This window comes from Gordonia effusa NBRC 100432 (genome assembly GCF_000241305.1).
Lineage (GTDB): Bacteria > Actinomycetota > Actinomycetes > Mycobacteriales > Mycobacteriaceae > Gordonia > Gordonia effusa.
This window is the reverse complement of the sequence record NZ_BAEH01000063.1, coordinates 1-25,385: the sequence shown is the minus strand read 5'-3', so window position 1 is coordinate 25,385 and position 25,385 is coordinate 1. Positions and strand designations below refer to the sequence as shown.

Annotated in this window: 24 protein-coding genes; 5 read left to right on the top strand and 19 right to left on the bottom strand. The window is 62.7% G+C overall.

Translation table 11 applies throughout. The features are described from left to right. Position 1 precedes the first annotated feature (1 nt). The 3 genes from purQ to GOEFS_RS11525 all read right to left on the bottom strand — a co-directional run bounded on the left by purQ (position 2) and on the right by GOEFS_RS11525 (position 1,468). On the bottom strand, positions 2-682 hold the full coding sequence (gene purQ / locus GOEFS_RS11535; protein WP_007318087.1) for a phosphoribosylformylglycinamidine synthase subunit PurQ: 681 nt from the start codon (positions 680-682) through the stop codon (positions 2-4). A 2-nt stretch (positions 683-684) separates the two neighbouring features. Continuing rightward, positions 685-924 (bottom strand): phosphoribosylformylglycinamidine synthase subunit PurS, encoded by a 240-nt coding sequence (purS, locus tag GOEFS_RS11530; RefSeq protein WP_007318086.1) that lies wholly within the window; start codon positions 922-924, stop codon positions 685-687. A gap of 61 nt (positions 925-985) precedes the next feature. Next, positions 986-1,468 (bottom strand): glutathione peroxidase, encoded by a 483-nt coding sequence (locus tag GOEFS_RS11525; RefSeq protein WP_007318085.1) that lies wholly within the window; start codon positions 1,466-1,468, stop codon positions 986-988. 613 nt (positions 1,469-2,081) lie between these two features. Between GOEFS_RS11525 and GOEFS_RS11515 the strand changes: the two genes are divergently transcribed. After that, on the top strand, positions 2,082-2,579 hold the full coding sequence (locus tag GOEFS_RS11515; protein ID WP_040524981.1) for a MarR family winged helix-turn-helix transcriptional regulator: 498 nt from the start codon (positions 2,082-2,084) through the stop codon (positions 2,577-2,579). Beyond that, entirely contained in the window at positions 2,576-4,135 is a 1,560-nt protein-coding gene (locus GOEFS_RS11510; protein WP_007318082.1) for a DHA2 family efflux MFS transporter permease subunit, read from the top strand. The genes GOEFS_RS11515 and GOEFS_RS11510 overlap by 4 nt, the downstream gene beginning before the upstream one ends. 77 nt (positions 4,136-4,212) lie before the next feature. Here GOEFS_RS11510 and GOEFS_RS11505 read toward each other — a convergent pair whose 3' ends face one another. The 6 genes from GOEFS_RS11505 to GOEFS_RS11480 form a co-directional block, all read right to left on the bottom strand. Continuing rightward, complete coding sequence (locus tag GOEFS_RS11505) at positions 4,213-5,172, bottom strand: NAD(P)H-dependent flavin oxidoreductase (RefSeq protein WP_007318081.1); 960 nt, start codon at positions 5,170-5,172, stop codon at positions 4,213-4,215. Continuing rightward, a complete protein-coding gene (locus GOEFS_RS11500) occupies positions 5,165-7,315 on the bottom strand; it encodes a S9 family peptidase (protein ID WP_007318080.1) in 2,151 nt (716 codons plus the stop codon). The genes GOEFS_RS11505 and GOEFS_RS11500 overlap by 8 nt, the downstream gene beginning before the upstream one ends. A gap of 10 nt (positions 7,316-7,325) precedes the next feature. Continuing rightward, entirely contained in the window at positions 7,326-8,216 is an 891-nt protein-coding gene (locus GOEFS_RS11495; RefSeq protein WP_007318079.1) for a phosphoribosylaminoimidazolesuccinocarboxamide synthase, read from the bottom strand. Between the two features lie 16 nt (positions 8,217-8,232). Next, positions 8,233-9,660 (bottom strand): adenylosuccinate lyase, encoded by a 1,428-nt coding sequence (gene purB, locus GOEFS_RS11490; RefSeq protein ID WP_007318078.1) that lies wholly within the window; start codon positions 9,658-9,660, stop codon positions 8,233-8,235. Further along, a complete protein-coding gene (locus tag GOEFS_RS11485; RefSeq protein WP_007318077.1) occupies positions 9,653-10,297 on the bottom strand; it encodes a TetR/AcrR family transcriptional regulator in 645 nt (214 codons plus the stop codon). Before GOEFS_RS11485 ends, purB begins: the two co-directional genes overlap by 8 nt. 62 nt (positions 10,298-10,359) lie before the next feature. Further along, positions 10,360-10,746 carry a hypothetical protein gene (locus GOEFS_RS11480; RefSeq protein WP_007318076.1) on the bottom strand — a complete coding sequence of 129 codons (387 nt, stop codon included), beginning with the start codon at positions 10,744-10,746 and terminating at the stop codon, positions 10,360-10,362. A 163-nt stretch (positions 10,747-10,909) separates the two neighbouring features. Here GOEFS_RS11480 and GOEFS_RS11475 point away from each other — a divergent pair, with 163 nt between their 5' ends. Further along, entirely contained in the window at positions 10,910-11,845 is a 936-nt protein-coding gene (locus tag GOEFS_RS11475) for an alpha/beta hydrolase (RefSeq protein ID WP_050949878.1), read from the top strand. Between the two features lie 221 nt (positions 11,846-12,066). On the opposite strand, the gene purD is transcribed toward GOEFS_RS11475, so the two are convergent. The 4 genes from purD to GOEFS_RS11455 form a co-directional block, all read right to left on the bottom strand. Further along, positions 12,067-13,332, bottom strand: a complete 1,266-nt coding sequence (gene purD / locus GOEFS_RS11470; RefSeq protein ID WP_007318074.1) for a phosphoribosylamine--glycine ligase — start codon at positions 13,330-13,332, stop codon at positions 12,067-12,069. 11 nt (positions 13,333-13,343) lie between these two features. After that, positions 13,344-14,579 (bottom strand): low temperature requirement protein A, encoded by a 1,236-nt coding sequence (locus GOEFS_RS11465; protein ID WP_007318073.1) that lies wholly within the window; start codon positions 14,577-14,579, stop codon positions 13,344-13,346. Positions 14,580-14,648: 69 nt separating this feature from the next. Further along, on the bottom strand, positions 14,649-16,817 hold the full coding sequence (locus GOEFS_RS11460; protein ID WP_007318072.1) for an ArnT family glycosyltransferase: 2,169 nt from the start codon (positions 16,815-16,817) through the stop codon (positions 14,649-14,651). Between the two features lies 1 nt (position 16,818). Continuing rightward, positions 16,819-18,117, bottom strand: coding sequence for a bifunctional glycosyltransferase family 2/GtrA family protein (locus tag GOEFS_RS11455; protein WP_007318071.1), 1,299 nt, complete (start codon positions 18,115-18,117; stop codon positions 16,819-16,821). Positions 18,118-18,291: 174 nt separating this feature from the next. On the opposite strand from GOEFS_RS11455, the gene GOEFS_RS11450 reads away from it, so the two are divergent. Further along, positions 18,292-20,397: a RecQ family ATP-dependent DNA helicase gene (locus GOEFS_RS11450; RefSeq protein ID WP_007318070.1), complete on the top strand. Its 2,106-nt coding sequence runs from the start codon at positions 18,292-18,294 to the stop codon at positions 20,395-20,397. 82 nt (positions 20,398-20,479) lie between these two features. Here GOEFS_RS11450 and GOEFS_RS11445 read toward each other — a convergent pair whose 3' ends face one another. From GOEFS_RS11445 to GOEFS_RS11430, 4 genes are read right to left on the bottom strand one after another with little or no spacing between them, the layout of a single operon-like run. Further along, complete coding sequence (locus GOEFS_RS11445; RefSeq protein ID WP_007318069.1) at positions 20,480-20,893, bottom strand: HIT family protein; 414 nt, start codon at positions 20,891-20,893, stop codon at positions 20,480-20,482. Between the two features lie 20 nt (positions 20,894-20,913). Then, positions 20,914-22,374: a sensor histidine kinase gene (locus tag GOEFS_RS11440; protein ID WP_007318068.1), complete on the bottom strand. Its 1,461-nt coding sequence runs from the start codon at positions 22,372-22,374 to the stop codon at positions 20,914-20,916. A gap of 6 nt (positions 22,375-22,380) precedes the next feature. Next, positions 22,381-23,124, bottom strand: a complete 744-nt coding sequence (locus tag GOEFS_RS11435) for a response regulator transcription factor (RefSeq protein ID WP_007318067.1) — start codon at positions 23,122-23,124, stop codon at positions 22,381-22,383. A gap of 57 nt (positions 23,125-23,181) precedes the next feature. Further along, on the bottom strand, positions 23,182-23,532 hold the full coding sequence (locus GOEFS_RS11430) for an Rv2640c family ArsR-like transcriptional regulator (protein ID WP_007318066.1): 351 nt from the start codon (positions 23,530-23,532) through the stop codon (positions 23,182-23,184). A gap of 95 nt (positions 23,533-23,627) precedes the next feature. Here GOEFS_RS11430 and GOEFS_RS11425 point away from each other — a divergent pair, with 95 nt between their 5' ends. Beyond that, positions 23,628-24,062 (top strand): ArsI/CadI family heavy metal resistance metalloenzyme, encoded by a 435-nt coding sequence (locus GOEFS_RS11425; RefSeq protein WP_007318065.1) that lies wholly within the window; start codon positions 23,628-23,630, stop codon positions 24,060-24,062. On the opposite strand, the gene GOEFS_RS11420 is transcribed toward GOEFS_RS11425, so the two are convergent. Together GOEFS_RS11420 and arsB are read right to left on the bottom strand one after the other, a co-directional pair. Then, entirely contained in the window at positions 24,051-24,470 is a 420-nt protein-coding gene (locus GOEFS_RS11420; protein ID WP_007318064.1) for an arsenate-mycothiol transferase ArsC, read from the bottom strand. The genes GOEFS_RS11425 and GOEFS_RS11420 overlap by 12 nt on opposite strands. Further along, the coding region (arsB, locus tag GOEFS_RS11415; protein ID WP_007318063.1) for an ACR3 family arsenite efflux transporter at positions 24,467-25,385 on the bottom strand (919 nt) is incomplete at its 5' end. The genes arsB and GOEFS_RS11420, both read right to left, overlap by 4 nt.

The window sequence follows — 25,385 nt, the reverse complement described above, 5'->3', positions numbered from 1 at the left end:
ATCAGACGTTCGCGAGGACCGTATCCAGCACCGAGTAGAACAGACCGAGGCCGTCGTCACTCGGCCCGGTCAACGCCTCGGTCGCGTGCTCTGGATGCGGCATCAACCCGACGACGCGGTTGTTCGCGCTGCAGATCCCCGCAATATCGAGTTGTGAGGCGTTGGGGTTGCCGCCCGCGTAGCTGAACACGATCCGGCCCTCGCCTTTGAGTTCTTCGAGCTTCGCATCGGAGGCGACGTAGCGACCTTCACCCGACTTGAGCGGAACGAGAATTTCCGCACCGGCGTCGAATCGCGATGTCCACGCGGTGGTGTTGTTCTCCACCTTGAGCCACTGATCGCGGCAGATGAAGTGCAAACCCTCGTTACGCGTGAGTGCGCCGGGCAACAGACCGGATTCGCATAACACCTGAAAACCGTTGCAAATCCCCAGAACTGGCATGCCCTTGCCCGCTGCGTCGACCACCGAGCGCATCACCGGAGCGAATTTGGCGATAGCGCCGGCACGCAAGTAGTCGCCGTAGGAGAAGCCACCGGGAACCACCACGGCATCAACACCTTTCAGGTCATCGTCGCCGTGCCACAGCTCGATCGCCTCCGCCCCGGACAGACGAACCGCCCGCGCCGCGTCAACGTCGTCGAGTGTGCCGGGAAAGGTGATGACACCGATACGCGCGCTCACGCTCAGGCCTCCACGCGGGTCACGCTGAAGTTCTCGATGACGGTATTCGTCAGCAATTCCTCGGCGATCCGCTCCAACGCGACGTCGTCAACCGAGTCGTCGACTTCGAGTTCGAATCGCTTACCCTGCCGGACGTCGGCGATGCCGGAGAACCCAAGCCGGCCGAGCGCACCGACAATCGCTTGTCCCTGGGGATCGAGAATCTCGGCCTTGGGCATCACGTCGACAACCACACGCGCCATGAAGGGAAACTCCTTTGAAGTGGAAATTCAGTCGCCTCAGCTTACCCGGCGGATGGGGAACCTACAGCGCCGCCTCGATCGCCGAGATCACCTCTGGTGCACCCGGCTCGGTGCGCGGGCGGAACCGGTTGACCACGGTGCCCGACGCGTCGACGAGGAATTTCTCGAAATTCCACTGCACGTCGCCCGCCTCGCCCTCGGCGTCGGCGGCCTTGGTCAGTTCGGCATACAGCGGATGCTGGGCCTCCCCTTTGACGTCAGCCTTCTCCAGCAGTGGAAAGGTAACGCCGTAGGTCGTCGAGCAGAAGGTCGCGATCTCGTCCGCGGTGCCTGGTTCCTGGCCCATGAACTGATTGCACGGCATGCCGACGACGGTCAGGCCGCGGTCGCCATAGGTCTTGGCAAGTTCTTCGAGGCCGGTGTACTGCGGGGTCAGGCCGCATTTGCTCGCCACATTGACCACCAGAAGTGGGCCGGTGAAATCGGCGAGATTGAGCGCACTGCCGTCGAGCGCATTGACTTGGATGTTCTTGACGTTGCTCACAACCGACGACGCTACCTGCTTAGTTCGAGGCGTGCGATGTGGATCTGCTCGACCAACGCGGCGAGATTAATCAGACGCGCGGTATTCGTCACAACGAGCGTCGGTTCGATCGACCACTCGCGAGTACCGCTCGCAAGGCCACCGGGGGTTGCTAGACGCATGCCGTTGCCACGTCGAAAAGCATTGTGCAGGTAGTTGTTTGGGTTGCGAGGCCTCGATACACCCGGCTCGGCTGGCGCCTCGCCGGGCACTCGACCAGCGATTGGAAAAGGCTCGGCCGCAACGGTGGCGACCACGACCAGCCGAGGGAAAGGCTCCGCCAGAACTGTGGGCGACCACTCGACCAGCGGCTGCAAAGGTTCCGCCCGACGGTGGCGACCACACGGCTATCGAAGACTGGAGGCCAGTTCGGGTAGTCGAGTGCGCTCGCCGAGCGCAGCGAGACGCGCGTGTATCGAGACTCTGGCGAGACGAACTCGCATGGCGACACCCGCTGTTCTTTGGGTCGCCCACACCGAAAGAGTGACAGGCGCCACCGCTGGCTCAGACGGTGAGGCAACTCACTATTAGTTGCGCTTGCGGCAATAGTTGCGTGGGAGTTACCTTTGTCGGCGTGCAATTATCAGTTTCATCGTCCGACGATCCAGTGGGCGCCACCTGCGCCGTGCTGGAGCAGTTCTTCGAACGCATTACGTGTTCGGCGAAGGCAACGACGATGGACACGATGGTCGCCACCGAGCTCACCTTCTCGCAGATGCGTTCGGTGTTCATTCTCGGCTCGCACGGTTGCCCGATGTCGGTCAACGAACTCGCCGGTGAACTCGGCCTGTCGCTCGCAGCGGCCGGACGGGGCATCGACAAGCTCGTCGGTCTCGGCATCGTCGATCGGCGCGAAGATGCGGCAGACCGTCGCATCAAACGAATCTCATTGACCGACAAGGGCCAGGACATCGTCGACGCCCAGCTATCCATCAAGGAAGACCTGTTGCGCGACTTCGTTTCTCGGCTGCCAGCCGAGCTGCGTGACAACCTCCAGTCCGCCCTAAGTTCGATTGTCAACGGCGACAACGATTATTTCCCTACCTCCATCTCACAGAAAGCTCACGCATGACGTCACCCTCTTCGGCCGGCGCCGCGAAAGCACCGGACACCACGCTCGATCGGCATGTGCTGATCGTCGCCGGCGTAGTCGTGCTCGGCGCGATTATGTCCATCCTCGACGTCACCGTTGTTTCGGTGGCGCAGAACACCTTCCAGACGACATTCAACACCGATGCCGCGGGTGCCGCGTGGACAATGACCGGCTACACCTTGGCGCTGGCTTCGGTGATCCCGCTCTCCTCCTGGGCTGCTTCGCGGTTCGGGACCAAGAAGGTCTACCTGACGTCCCTGGTGCTGTTCCTGGCCGGATCGATCCTCTGTGCGTTCGCCTGGAATATCGGCTCACTCGTCGCATTCCGCGTGATCCAGGGTCTTGGCGGCGGTCTGCTGATGCCCATCGGCATGATGATCCTGACCAAGGCCGCCGGACCCGAGCGAATCGGCTCGATCATGGCCGTCCTCGGTATCCCGATGCTGCTCGGTCCCATCGCCGGTCCGATCCTCGGCGGCCTGCTCATCGAGAAGGCTTCGTGGCACTGGGTCTTCCTCATCAACGTGCCCGTCGGCATCGTCGCACTGGTCTACGCCGCGCTGGTACTCAAGGACGATGACGAGAAGTCGCGCCCCAAGATCGACCTAGTGGGCCTGTTGATGCTGTCCCCCGGTCTCGCACTGTTCCTCTACGGTGTCTCGTCGAGTACCGAGTCTGGCACCTTCATCACACCGAAGGTTCTCATCCCGGCGATCGTCGGTGCCGTTCTAATCGGTCTATTCATCTGGCACGCGCTGAATGCTGACAAGCCACTGCTCGATCTGCGACTATTCAAGAACAAGACGCTGACCGTATCAGTGATCACGATGAGCATCTTCATGATCGCCTTCTTCGGCGCCTCACTGCTCTACCCGCAGTACTTCATCGCGGTTCGCGGTGAATCCACCTTGGCCGCAGGTCTTTTGCTTGCCCCACAAGGTATCGGCGCGATGTTGACGATGCCGATCGCCGGCCGGATGACCGACAAGATCGGACCAGGCAAATTCGTTCTGGGCGGCATCGTCCTGATCTTCATCGGCGTCGGAACCTTCACCTTCCTCGGCGCGGATACGTCCTACTGGCTGCTCTGCGGCGCGTTGTTCGTGCAGGGACTCGGCATGGGTATGACCATGATGCCGATCATGTCGGCCGCCCTGGCCACCCTGACCAATGCTCAGGTGCCCGACGGCTCGACGATGATGAATGTGGTCCAGCAGACCGCGTCGTCCATCGGCACCGCGATCATCGGCGTCATTCTGGCCACCGGCCTGAAGGACGACCTGTTCGGCGGGGCAGCGGTGCTGTCGAATACCGATCCGGAGAAGTACAACCAGGTGGTACAGGCCGGTAAGGCACCTGCCCAGCCGCCACTGGACTGGTTCGAGTCCGCGGCTGGCCACTACGGCACCGCGTTCATCGTCGCGACGGTGCTGGTTGCGGTCACGTTGATCCCGGCATTCTTCCTGCCGCGCAAGAAGATCGCTTCCTCACTCACCGAGGAAGAAATGGATCGGCAGCCGACGATCATTCACTGATCGCTCAATCCCCCTCAACTAGAAGTAGCCCCCGTCGCGACGGGGGCTACTTCTAGTTGAGGGGGATTTTGAGGTACTCAAAGCCAGCGTTGCGCTGCTGCCAGGTGCCCCCGGAAACCCGCGAAACTCTCCACCACTTGGGCTGCGGTTCTGTTCTGGCTCACCAGCCCGGCCGACTGGCCCGCATAGACCGGCGCCATGTCGGTATTGCCTTGTACGCGAGCCTGTTTCATCTCCGACGTCAACTCGTCGGAAACGTTGCCCTCCAACTCGGTGACCCGGTCCGCCCACTGCGCGGTGAAGTCGTTGGTCAGCGCACGGCCGCCGTAGATGGTCGGCCAGTTGAATCGTTGCGCTACATCGAAGGCACGGGTGTAGACCGTCTGATCGGTATCGGCCGCGATCACTGCCGCTTTGGCCGAGTCCTTAAACAGGCTCTCCTCCGACGCCGCGAATGGCGTGCCAACCCACGCTGCCGCTGCGCCGGCGGCGAGCACCGCGGCCAGTCCGCGCGCGGTCGCGATACCTCCGGCAGCCAGCACCGGCTTGTCGGTGATCTCCAGAACTTGTTGCAGTAGAGGCAAAGTCGCGACAACGCCGCGTCCGTGACCGCCGCCCTCATCACCGCGCACCACAACCGCGTCCACCCCGGCATCGAGAACATCGAGCGCTTCGGCCCGAGTCCCGACCTGCGCCCCGACCGGGATCCCCGCGTTGTGCACCGTATCGAGATAGGGGCGCGGATCGCCGAAGCTCAAGCTGACCAACGACGGCGACGCCGCCAACGTGACATCGAGTAGCTCGGGGTTATCCGGCAGCGACCAGCACATCAGGCCGACGCCGAATCTTCCTCCGGCCGAGGCAATCTCAAGTTCCGGGGCGATCTGCTCGACGGTCGCGACATTGCCGACGCCCACCATGCCCAAGCCACCAGCGGCAGTAATGGCCGCGGCGAGCCGCCCGCCTGCGGCGCCGGCCATCGGCGCACCGACCACCGGCACCGGCAGACCACCAAGGACCTCGTCGATGTCAGTCATTGTCGAGTGCCCCGGTCTGCCGCAGAATCCAGGCGAGCTCGTACGCGGTTTCCTCCCACTGCTTGTATCGTCCGGAAACGCCGCCGTGACCGGCTGACATCTCGGTCTTGAGCAGGATGGGATTGTCGGCTGTTGTCTTTTCTTGCAGTCGCGCAACCCATTTCGCGGCCTCGACGTAGAGGACACGAGTGTCGTTGAGCGAGTTGAGTGCGAGGATCGACGGATACGGCTTGGCCCCGACGTTCTCGTACGGCGAATAGGACTTCATGTACTCATAGACCTGCGGATCATGCAGCGGATCGCCCCACTCGTCCCATTCGATGACGGTCAGCGGCAACGACGGATCCAGAATGGAATTCAGCGCGTCCACGAACGGCACCGCCGCGAGAATGCCGTTGAACAGTTCCGGAGCCAGGTTGGCGACCGCGCCCATCAGCAGCCCGCCGGCCGAACCACCTTCGGCCACCAAATGTTTCGGATCGGTCCAGCCCTGCTCGATGAGGTGCCGGGCCGAATCGACGAAGTCGGTGAAGGTGTTCTTCTTGGTGAGAGTCTTACCGTCTTCGTACCAATGCCGGCCGAGTTCGCCGCCACCGCGAATGTGGGCGATGACAAACACGACGCCACGATCGAGCATCGACAATCGCGACACCGAGAAGCCCGGATCCATACTCGCCTCATACGAGCCGTAGGCATAGAGCAACGTTGGGTGCGGTGAGGCAGCGTCGGCGTCAATTCCCTTGCGCCGCACTATCGACAGCGGGATCTTGGTGCCGTCGGTTGCGGTAGCCCACTCCCGACTCTGGGTGTACTCGTCGGCGTTGTAGTCGCCGAGAACCACTTGCCGCTTGAGCAGAGTGCGCTCACCGGTCGCGACGTCGAGCGACATCACCTCGGATGGCTCGATAAAACTGGTGTAGCCGATACGCAGGGACGGCGTCACGAACTCCGGGTTTCCGCCCAGCCCAACCGAATACAACTCTTGGTCAAAGGCGAGCGGCTCAAAATCGTCGGCCTTCGGTATCCCTTCGATCGATCGCAGGTCGGCGATCGCCACCTGTGGCAACGCGTTCTCCCGATACGACAGCGTCAGATAATCGGCGAAGGCATCGACGCTCTCGATGCGGCGCTGCGACGAGTGGCCGATCAGTTCCCGACGTTGCGTCGGGTCGGCAACGGGCGCGATATCAACAGCGGAATTCTCATACTTCACGCCGCCTCGTTCTTCGTTGTGGGTGAACAGAAAATAGTCCTCACCCGCGATCACGGCGTGCTCGACGTCGTATTCCACGCCCTCGACTCGCGGTGCGACACTGACGAATTCGCCGGTCGGGTCGTCGGCCGCGAGGACATATACCTCCGAGGTGATCTTGGACCCAACACCGATCATGAGGTACCGGCGGCTGCGAGTCAGTCCCATGCCGACCCAATAACGCTCATCCGGTTCGTGGAACACCTTCACATCGTCGGTCCCCGCGCCAATGTCGTGGCGCCACACCGTATCTGGCCGCCACGAGTCATCGACGGTCTGATAGAAGACGTGTTTCGCATCGCGCGACCACACCGCTCCGCCAGCGGTGTCGGCGATGACGTCGTCCAGCAGTTCACCGGTGGTCAGATTCTTGAACCGCAGCGTGTATCGCTCGTCGCCGACGACGTCGGTGCTGTACGCCAGCCACTGGCCGTCGGTGCTGACGGTTGCCGCGCCCAGGCTGAAGAAGTCATGACCTTCCGACTCAATATTGCTGTCCAGCAACACTTCTTCGCCGGGTAGCGGTTCACCCGGACTAACCTGCGGTGGTGTCCAGTCGTCGTCGGCGGTGATGGGGCACCGGCAAGAAACCGAGTATTGTTTACCCTCCTCGGTACGCACGAAATACCAGAATGTGCCGAGCCGGTACGGCAGCGACATATCCGTTTCCTGGACACGGCTCTTGATCTCGCCGAAGATTTCCGAACGCAACCCGGCTAGCGAGTCGGTATGTGCTGCGGTGTAAGCGTTTTGGGCTTCCAGAAAGGCGATGACTTCTGGGTCGTCTTTATCTCGCAGCCATTCGTAGTTGTCGATGACGGTGTCGCCGTGGTGCGTGCGCTCGGTGCGCACCTTCTTGGCGACGGGTGGTGTGCTCGGCACGGTTGCCAATGAATCGCTCCTATTCGGCGGTTGGCCAGTCCGCGAAGGACAGCCCGGAAATTCGTTCGTACGCTTCGATATAGCGGGCACGGGTCCGCTCCACTACGTCGGTCGGTAACGACGGCGGTGGGGTGTCACCGTGCCGATCCCATCCCGAGTCGGGGCCGGTGAGCCAGTTCCGCACAATCTGCTTGTCGAAAGACGGTTGAACCTTCCCCGCGACATAGCCGTCCGACTCCCAATACCGGGATGAATCGGGGGTCAGGACCTCGTCGGCCAGAACCAGCGAGCCATCGGCATCTCGACCGAACTCGAACTTGGTGTCGGCCAACAGGATTCCGCGTTCGGCAGCCAACTCGGCCCCACGCGAATAGATGTCGAGAGTGCTCGCGCGCAGTGTCTCAGCGAGGTCGGGACCGACCTGATCGGCGACATACTCGAACGAAACGTTCTCGTCGTGATCCCCCTGTGCCGCTTTGGTGGCGGGGGTGAAGATCGGCTCGGGAAGCCGACTCGCCTCGTCGAGTCCCGCCGGCAGGTCGACACCGCAGACCGCGCCGGTCTTTCGGTAGTCGATCAGTCCGGACCCGGTCAGATATCCCCGGGCGACACACTCGACCTCGACCATCGGTAGTTTGCGCACGACCATCGAGCGCCCGAGCTCCGAGGCCGGAATCCGCTCGTCGGTCGGGGAACCGGCGAGATGATTAGGTACGCCCAATACGCCGAACCAGAAGAAACTCATCGCGGTGAGGATGCGTCCCTTGTCGTCGATCGGGGTGTCGAGGATGAAGTCGTATGCCGAGATGCGATCGGTGGCTACCAACAGCAAGGTGTCATCATCGATTTCGTAGATCTCGCGAACCTTGCCCGACGCGATATGCCGATACGAATTCAGAGTTGGGCGCATATGTCGAGGCTAGTGCCTACAGAATCGGCGCCGGGACGTAGGTCGCCGCCTCCGGATACTGTCCGATGATCTTCTGCGCGGCGGCGATGACGTCGGCGACTTGCTGTTCAGCCGCGCCGACAAACGCCTTCTTATCCGCGAGAGCGTCGTCGAGCTGGGCACGATCGAGCGGGAGTCGATCGTCGGCCGCCAACCGGTCCAGCAGGTCGGGCTCCTTGCCGTCTTCGCGCATCGCGAGCGCCACCGCGACCGCATTCTCCTTGATTGCCTCGTGAGCGGTCTCTCGCCCAACGCCCGCGCGTACCGCCGCCATGAGCACCTTGGTGGTGGCCAGGAATGGCAGGTAGCGATCGAGTTCGTTGGCGATGACCGCCGGGTACGCACCGAATTCAGCGAGCACCGTCAGGAAGGTCTCCATCAATCCGTCGAGGGCGAAGAACGCGTCGGGCAATGCCACGCGACGCACCACCGAACAAAAGACATCACCCTCATTCCATTGCGCACCGGCCAATTCGGCTGCCATCGAGCCATAGCCGCGCAACACCACGGCGAGTCCGTTGACTCGCTCGCAACTGCGGGTGTTCATCTTGTGCGGCATCGCCGAACTGCCGACCTGGCCCGGCTGGAATCCTTCGGTAACCAGCTCGTGGCCGGCCATCAGCCGAATGGTGTGTGCGAGCGACGACGGTGCGGCAGCGGTTTGCACCAGCGCGGACACGACGTCGTGGTCGAGCGACCGCGGATAGATCTGGCCAACCGACGTCAGCGATCGCGCGAACCCGAGATGTGCGGCGACAGCGTCTTCGAGCTGGGCGAGTTTCGCGGCGTCGCCACCGAGCAGGTCGAGCATGTCCTGCGACGTACCCATCGGCCCCTTGATGCCGCGTAGCGGGTAGCGGTCGATCAGTTCCGACAGACGGGTCAGCGCGATCATGAGTTCGTCTGCGGCAGAAGCGAATCGCTTACCCAAGGTGGTCGCCTGTGCGGCAACGTTGTGGCTTCGGCCGGCCATCACGACCGTCGAGTACTGCGCGGCGCGGTCGGTGATGCGCGCGAGCAGCGCGACCCCGTGGGCGTGCACATGCCGCAGCGAGGCGAGGATCTGTAACTGTTCGACATTCTCGGTCAGGTCCCGGCTGGTCATACCTTTGTGGACCTGTTCATGTCCGGCCAGCGCGTTGAACTCTTCGATGCGCGCCTTCACGTCGTGGCGGGTGATGCGTTCACGATCGGCGATCGAGTCCAGGTCGATCTGGTCGACGACTCGTTCATAGTCGGCGATCGCCAGTTCGGGAACGTCGATACCTAGATCGCGCTGCGCCTTGAGAACCGCGATCCACAACTGCCGCTCCGCGGCGATCTTGTTGCGCGGTGACCAGATCTCCGCGAGCTCAGCGGAGGCGTAGCGGGAGGCCAGGACATTGGAAATCGCGGGTTTAGGCACCTGACCAGTGTAGTGGGGCCGGAAACTCGGCATCCGCCGACAGTGGTGCCAGCACATCGACTACTTCCACCAGTGCATCACGCGCGGCTGTTACCGCTTCTCGGTCGCCCTGCGCCAACGCTCCGACGACGGCGCCATCCTCCACCGCCATCAACTGCGCGACATGGGTGATGTCTCCGCATCGCCCCGACTTAACTAGTGCATCGACGTGTAATGCGGACAACAGACCTTGTCTTTCCCGAATCGCCTCCCGCAATCCCGCGTACCGCGCGGCCAGCACCACTAGTTCGTATCGGGTAGCCAACTGCGCCTGCGTGGTATCGCTCCCGACGAATACCTCGGCAAGTGCGTCGGCGGTGGCCTCGGCTCCCCGGCGGCGTCGAGACAATGCGTCACATCGATCCGAGATCGACGCCGCATCAGCAGCGCTTACATGACTGACCGCCGCTGCCAGCAGATCATCGAGCGATCCGAAGTAATAGGTCGTCGATGCCAGCGGCAAACCGGCCTGGTCGGCAACCGCTCGATGCCGAACCGCGTCCACCCCACCGGCCATCAATAGTTCCGCCGCAGCCTCGACCAAACGGGCGCGACGCCGCAGACCTTTGGGCGTCGCAGCGGTTGACATGGGGAACATCGTGCCAAACCAGTGGTCACGCGGGTGGTGTATTGATCGAAATCATGAATGTCAGCCAGTGGTTACCGACATAGCGGACCACCGCCGGCGAGAACTGCCACGGGAACCGCGACACTGCGTACGCCGTCCTGCTCGGCGATCAGCACCCGTTCGCCGTGGATCGTCGGCCGCCAGCGAGCCGATGCCAACCCGCCGCGCGGCACCACCGGGTTCGTGATGGTGACCGGCCGGCCGCCATCGAGGTCGGACTCGACAAAGGTGACGACATCGTGGCTGGGCACCGGCAGACTCAGTCGGTAGACACAGTCGGTGCCGTAACGCGACGTCGGAGCAGACATCGCCGCTGTCGCATAACCCACACCGACCAACGCCAGCGCGAGCGTGCCAGCGGCAGCGACAATCACCGCCAACCTGCTCCAGAATGACGCCCCCGGGCGACCCGAACTCATAGCTATGACCTCTCATGAACTAGTCGGTTGTGACGCATTCCACCCTGACAACCGGCCGGTCCAAGCGCGCGAGTAGTGCGCTACCTGACTATCCGGTCACGCTGCTCGCGCCTGGCCTGTCGGATTACCGATCGGTCACGCACAGCACGTATTCTGTTGGGCGATGACTTCCTCTTCGCACAACCGATTTCCGACCGCCGTCAGCCGACGCGCGGTCTTGTTGTCTGGACTGGGAGCTGCTGCGACAGCCGGGCTTGCGGCATGCGGGACATCACCCGCGAGGCCGCGAATTGACCCGAAGAAGATGGATCAACCACAGACCGCCGACGACGAGTTGCCGCCGGAGACAAGTGAGTCGGTCGCCGAGGGTGGCCCTCCCCTCATCACCGGCAGTTTTGTATCCGCCAAGATGGGTGGCCGAGCGACGAATTGGATTGTGGCGCGCCCCAAGGGCGTCACCGGAAAGCTTCCCGTTGTCGTCGTGCTGCACGCACTGAACACCAATGAGAAGTCGATCTTTAGCTCCAAGCTGCAAATGCAGGTCGCACTGCAGCAGTATGTCGACGCCGGCAATCCCCCGTTCGCGCTGGCCTCGGTGGACGCGCAACGCAACTACTATCACCTTCGTGCCGACGGTACCGATGGCGGTGCGATGGTCCTCGACGAATTCTTACCGATGCTCGCGTCGAATCCGGCATTGAATCTGTCGACCGAACGAATCGGCCTATTCGGGTGGTCGATGGGCGGCTACGGCGCTCTGCGCCTAGGTGCCATGCTCGGCGCACCACGGGTGGCGGCGATTTCGGTCAGTTCACCCGCGCTGTGGGGCGACCCCCGGAACTTCCCGCCGCGCGCATTCGATTCCTTCGAGGACTATCAGGCCAATTCGCTTTTCGGACAACAGGATCGGTTCGCTCGGATCCCATTGATGATCGACATCGGCTCCAGCGATCAGTTCTTCATGTACACACGACAGTGGGCCGCCAGCCTGCGCCCGCCGCCAGCGTTCTCTACGACCGCGGGTGGTCACACCAACCGTTACTGGCGCAGCGTGCTGCCCGATCACATCACCTTCCTGGGCCGCAATCTAGCGGTCTAGGACGGCCTCCGACGGTCACCCCAACCCCATACCCCACTTAGACATTCACCTCACCGGGGTCTCGATACACGCGCGTCTCGCTCCGCTCGGCGAGCGCACTCGACCAGCGGTAAACCTCCGACGGTCGAGTGCTGACAAACGAGCCTGCGAGTTTGTCAGTGTATCGAGACCACAGACGGCCAGAATGCCAACTCAACGAAATACGGCACTCGCCGACTATCTCACTCCCCCGACGGAATCGAGATACGTCCCTCCTGCGCCGCCTTTCCGATGTCGCTGCGGAAGTGGCTGCCGGGCAACTTGATTGATGCCAGTCGCTCATACGCATCCGCACGAGCCGCGGCCAAATCGACCCCGGTTCCGACGACGGCCAGCACTCGCCCACCAGCAGAGACTATCGCGCCGTCATCGCTGAATGCGGTGCCGGCGTGGAGTACTCCGTCGCCCTGCGCGCCGGTGATCGTGTCTCCGGCGCGCGGTTTACCCGGATAGTTCTCCGCGGCGAGCACAACCGTGACCGCCGCGCCGTCCGACCACTCCAGCGTCGGCAAGTCGGCCAACGTTCCGGTCGCCGTCGCGTAAAGCGCCTGTCCCAGTGGGGATTTCAGCAACGACAGCACGGCCTGCGTCTCGGGATCACCGAAGCGGCAGTTGAATTCGACGACGGCTGGGCCATCGGCACCCATCGCGAGTCCGGCGTAGAGCAGCCCGGAGAACGGAACTCCTCGCCGAACCAATTCGGCCGCAACAGGTTTCACAACTTCGGCAACGATCTCATCGACCGCGCCGGCCGGCAACCACGGCAACGGGGTGTAAGCGCCCATGCCACCGGTATTCGGGCCGACGTCGCCATCGCCGACGCGTTTGTGATCCTGCGCCGGAATGAGTGGAACTACCGTCTCCCCGTCAACCAGGCAAAACAGCGATACTTCCGGTCCGTCCAGAAAACTTTCGAGCAGGACCGGATGCCCGGTCTCCAGAAGTTCGGCCGCGTGATCACGTGCTTTGGCACGATCGGGCGTCACGACCACACCTTTGCCCGCGGCCAGCCCGTCGTCTTTGACCACCCAGGTCGGGCCGAAACGATCAAGTGCCGCATCGAGATTCGCGGCACTATCGACGACCTCGCTCCGCGCGGTGCGTACGCCAGCCGCGGTCATCACATCTTTGGCGAACGCCTTCGACCCCTCGATCCGCGCAGCGGCGGCACTTGGTCCGAAAGTGGCGAAGCCGGCGCCGCGCAGGGCGTCGGCGACACCGAGCACCAGGGGAACCTCGGGTCCGATCACCACTAGGTCGGCCGCGACCTTCGCGGCCAGGGCCACCACCGCTTCGTCGGAACTTACGTCGACGGCGTGATTGCTCGCGATAGCGCCTGTCCCCGCGTTACCGGGAGCTACGTGAAGTTCGGTGACCTGCGGGTCGCGGCTCAAACCAATTAGCAGGGCGTGTTCGCGGCCGCCCGAGCCGATCACTAGTACGCGCACGGTCAGTCACCTTACTGCAGTGCTTCATCAGCCGGATCGGCCCGCGCTGCCAAGCGTTCCAACGCGGTGTGACGACGGGCGCCACCACCCATCTCGTCGACTATGACGATGAAGATCGGCGCACATGCCGCCACCACCAATGCGACCACGATGGATACCCCAACGGCCGCGAGAATCACCGAACCCACGAGGAAGACGAGCGCACCCCCGCCGAGAAGCAGGGTGACCGCGTCGAAGTCGAGCAGATAGTCGTAGATGGCCAGAATGCCGATGCAAAAGATTCCGAGCGGAATCGCCACGGTCGCGGCCACCACGCCCGCGCCGATATGCGCCTCATGTTCGATGTAGAGCGCCGCGACGTGCAGTCCCGCCCCGACCGCCGCGGCGGCCATAAAGATGATTATGTGACCGTATCCCCACACGAGACACTTTCTGCGGCGCAGATGTAATGCTTCGCCCGTGGGTACGACGAAATACATCCACCACATGGCGAATGGGATAGTCATTCCGGTCAAACCGAGTATCGCCGTATCGAAGGTCCATCCTTCGACGCCGATGACGGCTTGCAGGGCTGCGACGGTACCGACAATGCCCTCGCCCAGCGTGATAATGGTCAGCAATCCGTACCGCTCGGCGATATGGTGCGCATGCCACGGCGTGGGACCCGATTTGCTGTTCTCCGCGATCACCGGCCCGCTGAGCTCGACGAAGAATAGGACCAGTGATGCCAGCGCGGCCTGCACGAAGGGCAGATCGGTAATTGCTACGGCTATCCACCCGATCTGCGCGATCCAGATCGCCACAGCATAGGTGAGGCATGCTCCGCGATATCGCTCCGAAGCCTGGGCGGCCCGCAGCCATTGGATCGACATCGCCACCCGCATGATCACGTAGCCGAGGACCAGAACGCGGTTGTCGAGATGATCACGCTCCTCCAGCGATGCGAAAACCGCCGGGATCCCCAGTGCCACAACCGCGACGCCGATCATCTGGCACAGCGTGGTGACTCGGAAGAACCAGTCGTCGGTGTCGAAAGCCGATGCGAACCAACTGAAGTTGATCCACGCCCAGATAGCGGCGAAGGTAGAGAACACGAAGCCCGCTACCGCGACGAAGAAATGCCCCTCGGCGAGGGCGTGTGCCACTTCGACACCAGCCACCGAGAACGCCACGACGAAGACTAGGTCGAAGAACAACTCAAGGGTCGTCGCGGCCCGCCCGGATTCGTGCGGGTCGCGACCGACCATTTTGGTTACCCGATGCTGAGCAGAAATCCTCATGATCGAGCACTCTATTGGGTTTGCCCGAATCTGGTGCTACGACACCTTCTTCTCGGTCAGGTCATAGAGTGTGATTCCATCCACCGACTTGGACGTAAAGTTCGCCTCGATCCAGCTGCTGATCTGCGCGGATGTTCGTGACGAGTCGGAATTGCCCATGAATCCATCCCGGCCGCTCGCGATGTAGTAGTGAATCTTCTTCTGGGCCACCAGCTCTTTGAACTGATCCAATGTCGGCGACGGGTCAGTGCCATTGAAGCCGCCGATCGGCATCACCGAATGGTTGGTCGATAGCTGGTAACCCGACGCCGTCATCGATCCAACCGCCGCGGCGACCCAGGTATAGCGGTCCGAGTCTTCATTCAGAGTGGCGATGACCGCATCGGTGGGATTTGACCCCCACAACAGGCCGCCGCTGCGTCCACCGGGGCCACCGATTGGACTGGAACCGCCTGGAGCACCCTGCTGGCCAGTCGTGCTGGGCAGAGTGCCACCAGTGCTGCCACCGGGCATTCCGGTCGTACCGCCGGGTCCACCCATAGTGCTGCCGCCGGGCATCCTAGCCATTCCGCCTGGCCCACCCATCGTGCCGCCATTCATACCACCTGGCCCACCGCCTCGGCCGCCTCGATGACCGAAGCCTCCGCCCGGACCGCCCATGCCACCGTTGACATTCGGGCCTGCGCTAATAATCGAACCCGACTTAGCCGTGCCAAGTGTGTTGAGTGTGTAGGCGAGCGGCCCGGCCAGCCCGGCAACTATTGCCAACGCGGCCGCGACCATCGCGGTCTTACGCTGAGACGGCAGGAATGCGAAGCCCGCTACGATGCCGACGAGCAGCACCGCCCACCGTAGCCACGGCACGAAGTCGGGGGAACGGTCGAGCAGAGCGAATCCCCAACCGGCCGTTGCCCATACCGCCAACGCGCCGACCACTCGGACCCACAGCTCAGTTCGATGACGCCACAGCAGCGTTGCTCCCGCCCCGACCAATGCGGCGATCGCCGGGGCAAGTGCCGCGGTGTAATAGCTGTGGAAGATTCCTTCCATGAAGCTGAAAACGCCCATCGTGACGAGCAGCCACAGTGCCCACACGACCAGGAACGCGCGCTGCGGATCACGGCGAGACATCTTGCGTAGCAGGATGATTCCCGCAACGGTCAGGATCAGCGCGGCGGGGATCAACCAGGCGATCTGACCGCCTTGACCTGGCTCGAACATCCGCGACCAGCCCGCTTCGCCGAAGGGGCTAAATCGTCCACCGCCGCCTGGACCTCCGTATGTACTCATTCGGCCAGGGCCAACCGAACCGCGCTCCTCGCCGTTGATTCGGCCAATTCCGTTGTAACCCAACGTCAATTCCAGGATCGAATTGGTGGGCGACCCGCCGATGTAAGGTCTCGATGACGTCGGCCACAGCTCCACGGTGAGGATCCACCAGCCCGCACTGACGACCAGTCCGGCGAGCGCTGCCAACAACTGCACCAGGCGCCTGCCCCAGCCGTACGGACCGAATACGAAGTAGGTGATCGCGAGGCCGGGCACGATGAGCAGCACGGCCATTTGCTTTGTCAGGAAACCGAATCCGACGAAGACACCACACAGGATTAGCCAGCGGGTCCGCCCGTCCTCGACCGCCCGCAGCGCCGCCCAGACCGCGCCGATCATAAGCAGAAGTAGCAGAGCCTCGGGATTGTTGAATCGGAACATCAATGCGGCAACCGGTGTCACCGCGAGAACGGCACCGGCGAGAATCGCGGCCCAATGCCCGAAATAGCGTCGAGTCAGGAAATACAGCAGCGCGACAGAGCCGACACCCATGAGCACCTCGGGTACTAGCATCGCCCAGCTATTGAGTCCGAAGACGCGTACCGACAGACCCGGAATCCATAGGGAGGCAGGCGGTTTATCGACGGTGATCGAGTTCGCCATATCCGACGAGCCGAAGAACCAGGCTTTCCAGGATTGCGAGCCGGCTTGAATGGCCGCGGCATAGAACGAATTGCCCCAACCATTGGCGGATAGATTCCAGAGGTAGCCGATGGTGGTTGCGATCAGCAATGTCGCCAATGACGTTCGCTGCGCGATATGCGTTGTCCACCAGCTTGATTCGCTAGGCGACACCGGTCCCCCGGTCGCCGAGGCGGTCGCCGGAGTCTCCGGCCGATCGTTGTGGGTTTCGTCGATGTCGGTCACGGTCGCCATATCAGGCCCCCACGATCGCAGTGGCAGAATGCCCTTTGCCACGAAAAACCCACCGCAGCCCGACGAACCGGGTAACCGTGGCTACCAGATTCGCGACAACCAGCACGGTCAGTTCGACATGCTTGCCCGCATCGGGCGCCCAATAGTGGAGTGCCACCAGGGACAGGGCGGTAATCGCCCAACCGAATAGGAAGATGCCGAATCCCAGCATCTGATGCTGTACCGCGTTATCGCGGCCGCGGACGCCGAAGCTGAACCGCCGGTTAGCCGTGGTGTTGGCTATCGCGGTGATTCCCAGGGCGAGAAAGTTCGCGACCTGGGCGCCGCAGATGCTGTGCAACAACAGATATAGGACGGCGTAGGCGACCGTAGAGGCAACTCCCACCACGCAGAATCGGACGAGCTGCCCCAGCAGACCGGGCGGCACTCCGTCCAGATCCGGCCCGGGTGCCCGCTCGTGACCGATCGCATTGCGAAGATCGGCGACGGGGATTTGCCCGCGCGCGAATGCGGTGCCGACGCGCAGGCAACCTTTGAGGTCGGCGACCGCGGTCCCGACGATGTCGACACTGCTATTGACATCGTCGACCCAGTCGACCGGGACCTCCGCGATACGAAGGCCGAGCCGTTCGGCGAGTACGAGCAGTTCGGTGTCGAAGAACCAACCCGTGTCGACGATGTAGGGCAACACGATATGTGCGACGTCGGCGCGAACCGCTTTGAATCCGCATTGGGCGTCGGAGAACTTGGCACCCATCGTCGTACGCAGGATGAGGTTGTAACTGCGTGAGATGAACTCCCGCTTCGGTCCACGCACCACTCGCGAAGTACGTGCCAGCCGTGTACCGATGGCGACGTCGGAGTGGCCGGAGATCAGCGGCGCGATAAGCGGCATCAACGCGTTGAGGTCGGTGGACAGGTCGACGTCGCAGTAGGCGACGACCTCGGCGTCGCTGGCCTGCCACACCGCGTTGAGCGCGCGGCCTCGGCCCTTTTGCTCGAGGTGCACGACGCGCAGCCCCGCGACCCTATTGACCATGTCCGCGGCGATCTCCAGGGTGCCGTCGGTACTGGCGTTGTCCGCCACCGTGATTCGCGACGCGTACGGCACATGTTGGTCAAGGTGGGCACGCAGCCGAAGCAGCGTCGAGGCGATATCGTCTCGCTCGTTGTACACGGGGACGACGATGTCCAGAACGGGAGCGGGCGACGAATTGTCGGCGACGACGGTGATCGGCTCGGTCACAATCGGCATCCCGGTGTCGGAGCCCGCGGTGGCGGGAAGGGTATCGGTGGTCATGCACTACAGCGTCCGATGCCGGACTGGCGCACAACTGCGTCGACGCTGTGAGGTATCTGTGCGACCTCCACCGAAAATCGCACCATGTGCCTCGCCCGAGGGCACACTGCCCTCGGCGGCCCAGCCTGGTGCGGTTTTCGCCGGGCTGTCGGCGTCGGGCGATACGGTGAGTGCATGACTCCCACCGCGCCCGTCACACTGCAGCCCGCGCAGCAACAGGTCGCCGACCAGGTGATCGGTGCACTCGCCGGCCCCGGAGCGACCTTTCGGGCCGACCAACTGCGCGCCGTCGGCGCGTTACTCTCCCCGGCGGCACGGGTACTCGTGGTTCAGGCCACCGGCTGGGGCAAATCCGCTGTCTATTGGGCCGCGACGGCCATCCGCCGCAGCGACGGCGCCGGCCCAACACTGATCGTCTCACCGCTATTGTCGCTGATGCGCGATCAAGTGGCGGCAGCACAGCGGGCGGGTTTGGTTGCGGCAACACTGAATTCGTCGAATATCGACGAGTGGTCGGCCATCGAGGAGCAATTACGCAACGGCGATCTGGACGTCTTGCTGGTGTCCCCGGAGCGGTTGGCCAACCCAGGATTCGGACGTCGAGTACTCCAGGCACTGGCGGGCAATCTCGGCCTGCTCGTCATCGACGAGGCGCATGCCATCTCCGATTGGGGGCACGATTTTCGGCCGGATTATCGTCGTGTCTCCGACGTGTTGACCACTCTCAATCCCGATACGCCGGTCTTGGCGACCACCGCGACCGCGAATGCTCGCGTCACCGACGACGTCGCCGCACAACTCGGCCACGACACCCTGGTCCTAAGGGGGCCGCTCGCCCGAAAATCCTTACACCTCAACATAATCAACGGCCTGTCCCCCATCCAGCGGTACGGGTGGATCACGCAGTCACTGCCGAGCCTGCCAGGATCGGGCATCGTCTACGCACTGACCGTCGCCGACACCGATCGGCTCGTCGCCGCTATCAAAGCGGTCCACGGTAGTGACTATCCGGTCGCCGCGTACTCCGGACAGCTGGAGCCGGCGGCCCGCCACCGCCTCGAAGACGCGTTGCTGCACAACGAGATCAAGGCACTCGTGGCGACGTCGGCACTCGGCATGGGCTATGACAAACCGGATCTGGGATTTGTCGTGCACGTCGGCTCACCGCCGTCACCGGTTTCCTACTACCAGCAAGTCGGCCGTGCCGGCCGCGCTATCGACGAGTCAGTTGTCGCTCTGCTGGCCTCGCCGATGGACGACGCTATCTGGGAGTATTTCGCCACCGCCACCATCCCCAATCCGAACCACATGGAAACTTTGCTGAACACGCTTGGCGGACAAGATGATCCGATGTCGGTGCCCCAACTCGAGTCGGTGACTAATCTGCGGCGGGGACGCATCGAGTTGATGCTCAAACAACTCGCCGTCGACGACGTGGTCGAACGCGACACCGACGGCTGGCGAGCTACCGGCAAAGAATGGGTCTATGACCAAGCGCACTACGACGGTGTCGTGGCCGCCCGGCGCCGGGAAGCCGACATCATGCGCGACTATGTGCAGGGCAGAGCGTGCTTGATGCGGCTGCTCGTCGAATCACTCGACGATCCCGATCCCGCCGACTGCGGCAACTGTTCGGTCTGTCGCGGACAACTGACCGACGGCCTGGTGGCAGCTCCCGACCCCGGTCAGTTGCGCACCATCACGACGGCGCTGCGCCGCGATGCCATGATTTTGGAGCCCAGGAAGATGTGGCCGGGCGGGGCCTTCGGCCAACGCGGCCGGATCGGTGCCGACGCGAAGGCCGAGGTGGGGCGGGTGTTGATTCACGCCGACGCTCCGGAGTGGTCGGAGGTATTGCGTGCGGCCCAGAACGGCGACGCCGACGCGATAACCGAACTGGGCGAGGCCGCGGTCTCGACGCTGGCGGCCTGGGTCCGCGCCGCCGACATCCGACCGGATTCCATTGTGTCACTTCGACTTACCGGCAGCGATCTCGCCGAGTCGGTCGCGAACCATCTGCGGACGGTTGGTCGGCGTCCCGGCTCGGTCCTGCCTGTTCGGACCGGAAGAACACCCGATTCCGACGCGACCGGCGCCGTCGAGGCAACATACTGGCGCGATCACATCGAGGCACCTGAACCGGGCGCCGTCGCCGGACAGGTGGTGCTGGTGGTTGCCGACGCGTCGTCGTCGGGATGGCCGCTGACGATCGCGGCGGCCAAACTTCGGGAGGCGGGTGCGTCGGCGGTGATGCCATTGCTGATCCACCGAACGGTGTAGGGGATGTCCGGAAAACCGCACCGTATTACGCAGCCGAGGGCAGCTTGCCCTTGGCGGCACCGCACGGTGTGGTTTTCGGAAGCTACTCGGCGTATCCCAGCTTGCGCAGGCTCGCCTGGATTTTCGCCGCGGCGTCGTCGAGGTCCGCCGGGTCCGGATTCTGGTCTGCCTTCGCCAGATCGAAGGTGTCCAAACTGGTCGCCGGGAACACATGGATATGCAGATGCGGCACTTCCAGACCAGCGATCAGCAATCCGACCCGGGGCGCGTCGAAGGCATCTTTGACGGCTTTGCCGATCTTCCGCGATACCTCGGTCAGATGCAGATACAAATCGTCGTCGACCTGCTCCCAATGATCGACTTCCTCGCGCGGCACCACCAGAACATGGCCGGGCGCAACGGGATTGATCGTGAGGAACGCGACCGCGGTCTCGTCGCGCCACACGAATCGGCCGGGTAGGTCACCGTTAATGATCATGCTGAAGACAGATGCCATTCCCCCACCCTAGGACAGAACTACTCCGCCAGCCCATCGTCGTCGTCGAACTCATCGTCATCGATACCCGACGGAGCGTCGAGCGGCAGCCGAACCCAGAACCTCGCACCCGCCCCGGGCGTCGAGTCGACTCCGACGGTGCCGCCGTGGGCGTCGATCAGCGCTGCCACTATCGATAGGCCAAGGCCACTACCACCGCTCGCTTGCGTTCGGTGCCGCGACGAATCGCCCCGGTAGAACCGGTCGAAGACCTGCGCCTGCTCGTCGGCGGTGAGACCATCGCCCGTATCGATGACTTCTACCAGCGCCGACGCCGAATCGGTCGAAATCGCCAGCTGAATCGTCGCGTCTTCCGGCGTGTGGACGATCGCGTTGCGGAGCAGGTTGCTCAGTACCTGCACCAACCGCGCCGAATCGCCTACGACGATCGGCGGCACCGACACACCCTTGGCGTCGAAGCTAATGTCCCGTTCGGGTGACGCGACGCGGGCGCTGTGCACAACGTCGGAGCCGATCATCAACAGGTCGACTGGCTGTTGCTCGATGGGACGTTCCTGATCGAGTCGCGCGAGCATCAGCAGATCCGATACCAACAGATTCATCCGGTTGGCCTCGGCGTCGATGCGTCGCATCGCGTCCGCCGGGTCGGGCGCGAGACCCTTGGAGTGCAACTCGGCGAAACCTTTGATCGAGGTCAGCGGTGTGCGAAGTTCGTGACTGGCGTCGGCGACGAACTGACGCATCTTTTCCTCGGAGCGTCTAGCCGCACGTTCCGACGCGGCGGTCGTAGCGAACGCGTGCTGAATCTGGCCCAACATCGTGTTGAGCGAGGTGGCCAAGCTACCGACTTCGGTGTTTGGCGATGCTGTGGGGACGCGCATATTGAGGTTGCCGCCGGCGATCGCATGGGCGGTCTCCTCCACGCGACGCAGCGGCGCCAAGCTGCCGCGCACCATTAGGTAACTGAGTAGCCCGATGATGACGACGACGAGCGCTCCGACGCCGAGTTGTAACCACATCAGCCGCGACAAGGTGGCCTGCACATCGGTCAATGGTGTCGCGACGATCGAACTGCCATTTCCGTTGGACACCTTGATGACTCGCCACTGCGGCCCATTGCCGTCGGCTGATCCGACAGTGACCGGTCCGACGTTGTAGTCGTCGAGGTCGGTCAGATCGGGGGCATCGGAGATGTCGTTGGTGCTCGTGCGGATGCCGTCCGAGCCTGTTGTCTGCACGTAGTACTGCGACGGCGGTCGACGCGGGCCGAGCGGGATCGGTACGTGGATCGGTGGTGGCCCCTTGGGCCGCGCCCAGGTTGCGACGGCCGAATTGAGACCGTCGTCGGTGCGCCGGATCAGATCCTCATGCATCGACTTGGTCACCGCGAGGCCCGACACCGCGAGACCGAGCAGAAGCATGAACATAGTCAGCGCGACGAGTGAAACCCGAAGCGGTACCCGGCTATTCCAGGACGTCACGAAACCTCACCCTCGCGGTTCGCGCATGACGTATCCGACGCCACGCAGAGTGTGGATAAGACGTTTGTCTCCGGTGTCGATCTTGCGCCGAAGATAGGAGACGTAGGACTCGACGACGTTGACTTCACCGCCGAAGTCGTAATTCCAGACATGATCGAGGATGCGCGGCTTGGACAGGACGGTGCCCGCGTTCACCATGAAGTAGCGCAGCAGGGTGAATTCGGTCGGCGACAGCGAGACCAATTCGCCCCCCTTCCACACCTCGTGGGTTTCGTCGTCGAGCTCCAGATCCGCGAAGACGATGCGTGCCGACTTCTCCGCCTGAGCTTCAAAGCCACTGCGCCGCAATAGAACCTGAAGCCGGGTGACAACCTCCTCCAGGCTGAAGGGCTTGGTCACGTAGTCGTCGCCGCCAATGGTGAGGCCGTTGACTTTGTCTTCGACGCTGTCCTTGGCAGACAGGAATAGCGCGGGCGCCTCGATACCGTCGGCCCGCAACCGTCGCAGCAACCCAAAACCATCCATCCCGGGCATCATCACATCGAGCACAAGTAGGTCGGGACGATAGGTCCGACAGATGTCGAGCGCCGATGGACCATTGTCGGCGGTGCGCACCTCGTAGCCCTGGAATTTCAGCGACACAGAAAGCAGTTCGCGAATATTGTCTTCGTCATCGACGACGAGAACCTTGGGGTTCGGGAGCGTGTTGTTTCCGGCCGTCACGGGCAAACCTTCAGTCATGGGATACATGGTGGGGTACCAGCGTCCTCCCAGTCTGCCAGCTAACTGGGAGGTTCCTGTGAACGATCAGCAACAGGTGTTGAGCACCGACCGCAGGGCGTCGAGCGCATCCCGGTTCGCACTGGAGTGCACACTCATGCCACGACGCTCCGACGACACCAACCCCGCTTTGCGGAGTTGACTCAGATGATGACTGATGGTCGCCTCACTCAAACCGAGCTGAGCGGCAAGATCGCCACTACGCACATCGTCGGCGTTCATCAGTATCGACACTATGCGAATACGCGCCGGGTCAGCCAGCGCCTTGAGCCGTAGCGCCAATTCGACCGCGCTGCCTTCACTCATCGGCGGCGACGCCGAGATGGGCGCGCAGCAGATGGGCGCGCTGATGTCGATAACGGGCAGTGCCTTTGGCATGCGACCACCGTACCAATGATATTGACATACGTCGAAAAGGCCGGTAGACCTGTGTTGCTGCACTTCGACATATATCGAATACTCAGGAGGATGTTATGTCTCGAATTCAGTTGGCTCTGAACGTCGACAACCTGGACCGCGCTGTCGGCTTCTACTCGAAGCTGTTCGATACCGAACCAGCGAAGGTTAAGCCGGGATACGCGAACTTCGCCGTCGCGGATCCACCACTGAAGCTGGTGTTGATGGAGAATCCGGGCCACGGCGGGTCGATCAATCACCTTGGCGTAGAGGTGGATTCAGCGGAGAAGGTGCGGGAGGAAATCTCCCGATTGGCCGACGACGAGATGGTCACGACCCAGGAGATCGGCACAACCTGCTGTTTTGCTACCCAAGACAAAGTGTGGGTGACCGGTCCGGATGACGAGAACTGGGAGGTGTACACGGTACTGGCCGACTCCGACACGTTCTCGGCTACCGCATCAGACAGTGAGAACTGTTGCGAAGCAACGCCTTCCGCGTCAACGTCGTAGGCGCTGGGTAAGGTCGTCGACTCGCCGTGCGATGTCGTCGCGAATAAGTCGCATCCGCTCGATACCCTCGATTCCGCGCAGGGACGGTTCGTCGGTCTGCCAGATTTCGATGTCGGCGCCTGCTGGCGGATCGACGATCTCGGCGGTGCCGACGACGACGGTCAGATCTGTCGACCTCATCATCTCGTCGGTCAATTGACACGGTTCATGGTTGGCGACGTCGGCGCCGATCTCCGAAAGTACCTGTGCGGAAAGCTCATTCACCGACCCGCCAACCCGCGCGGCGGTCCCCGCCGACGCCGCATCGAAGACGCCTGCGGCGACAGTACGCGAAATCGATTCGGCCATAACCGATTTGCCGCGATTACTGACGCAGACGAATAGCACATGAGGGAGTCTGTCGGTCATCTAAACTTTCCCCTCAGGGCGAGCGAGACGTAGACAAGCGCAACCAGAACCGGAACCTCGATCAATGGGCCAACGACTCCGGCCAACGCCTGACCCGAAGTGATGCCGTAGGTTCCGACGGCGACGGCAATGGCGAGTTCGAAATTGTTGCCCGCTGCCGTGAACGCCAACGTAGTGGTCCGCGCATATCCCATCCCGGCGAGTGCCCCGACCGCAAACCCACCGCCCCACATAATGGCGAAATACATCAGCAGTGGCAGTGCGATACGCGCGACATCCCACGGGCGCGAGGTGATCTGGTCGCCTTGTAGCGCAAAGAGAATCACAATCGTAAAGAGAAGCCCGTAGAGCGCCCACGGCCCGATCTTCGGCAGGAAGCGTGATTCATACCAGTCCCGGCCGTTGATCCTCTCGCCCAAACGGCGGGTGAAAAAGCCTGCCGCCAAGGGTATTCCGAGGAAGATGAGCACAGATTTGGCAATCTCCCACGGGGATACCGCGATGACTGTCTGCTCTAGACCGAGCCAACCCGGAAGCACGGAGAGATAGAACCAACCGAGGACGGCGAACATGACGACCTGAAATACCGAATTGATCGCGACCAATACCGCGGCGGCTTCTCGATCGCCGCACGCGAGGTCATTCCAGATAATGACCATCGCAATACAACGGGCTAGACCGACGATGATCAACCCGGTGCGGTATTCGGGCAGGTCCGGCAACAGCAGCCAGGACAGCGCGAACATTGCCGCAGGCCCCACAACCCAGTTCAGCAGCAGCGACCAGATCAGCAGTTTGCGGTCGCCGGTAACCGCTTCGAGGCGGTCGTAACGAACTTTCGCGAGGACCGGGTACATCATGATCAGCAAACCAAGCGCGATCGGCAGCGAGATCCCATCGACGGTCACCGCACTG

What these genes read in the sequence shown, in the direction of transcription:
- GOEFS_RS11450 (WP_007318070.1), top strand. Translation starts at nt 18,292, where the DNA reads ATGACTCCCACCGCGCCCGTCACACTGCAGCCCGCGCAGCAACAGGTC.
- GOEFS_RS11505 (WP_007318081.1), bottom strand. Translation starts at nt 5,172, where the DNA reads ATGACTGACATCGACGAGGTCCTTGGTGGTCTGCCGGTGCCGGTGGTC.
- GOEFS_RS11475 (WP_050949878.1), top strand. Translation starts at nt 10,910, where the DNA reads ATGACTTCCTCTTCGCACAACCGATTTCCGACCGCCGTCAGCCGACGC.
- GOEFS_RS11460 (WP_007318072.1), bottom strand. Translation starts at nt 16,817, where the DNA reads ATGGCGACCGTGACCGACATCGACGAAACCCACAACGATCGGCCGGAG.
- GOEFS_RS11495 (WP_007318079.1), bottom strand. Translation starts at nt 8,216, where the DNA reads ATGCGCCCAACTCTGAATTCGTATCGGCATATCGCGTCGGGCAAGGTT.
- GOEFS_RS11445 (WP_007318069.1), bottom strand. Translation starts at nt 20,893, where the DNA reads ATGGCATCTGTCTTCAGCATGATCATTAACGGTGACCTACCCGGCCGA.
- GOEFS_RS11510 (WP_007318082.1), top strand. Translation starts at nt 2,576, where the DNA reads ATGACGTCACCCTCTTCGGCCGGCGCCGCGAAAGCACCGGACACCACG.
- GOEFS_RS11425 (WP_007318065.1), top strand. Translation starts at nt 23,628, where the DNA reads ATGTCTCGAATTCAGTTGGCTCTGAACGTCGACAACCTGGACCGCGCT.
- GOEFS_RS11455 (WP_007318071.1), bottom strand. Translation starts at nt 18,117, where the DNA reads ATGACCACCGATACCCTTCCCGCCACCGCGGGCTCCGACACCGGGATG.
- GOEFS_RS11485 (WP_007318077.1), bottom strand. Translation starts at nt 10,297, where the DNA reads ATGTTCCCCATGTCAACCGCTGCGACGCCCAAAGGTCTGCGGCGTCGC.
- GOEFS_RS11435 (WP_007318067.1), bottom strand. Translation starts at nt 23,124, where the DNA reads ATGTATCCCATGACTGAAGGTTTGCCCGTGACGGCCGGAAACAACACG.
- GOEFS_RS11430 (WP_007318066.1), bottom strand. Translation starts at nt 23,532, where the DNA reads ATGCCAAAGGCACTGCCCGTTATCGACATCAGCGCGCCCATCTGCTGC.
- GOEFS_RS11465 (WP_007318073.1), bottom strand. Translation starts at nt 14,579, where the DNA reads ATGGTCGGTCGCGACCCGCACGAATCCGGGCGGGCCGCGACGACCCTT.
- purS (WP_007318086.1), bottom strand. Translation starts at nt 924, where the DNA reads ATGGCGCGTGTGGTTGTCGACGTGATGCCCAAGGCCGAGATTCTCGAT.
- GOEFS_RS11420 (WP_007318064.1), bottom strand. Translation starts at nt 24,470, where the DNA reads ATGACCGACAGACTCCCTCATGTGCTATTCGTCTGCGTCAGTAATCGC.
- GOEFS_RS11480 (WP_007318076.1), bottom strand. Translation starts at nt 10,746, where the DNA reads ATGAGTTCGGGTCGCCCGGGGGCGTCATTCTGGAGCAGGTTGGCGGTG.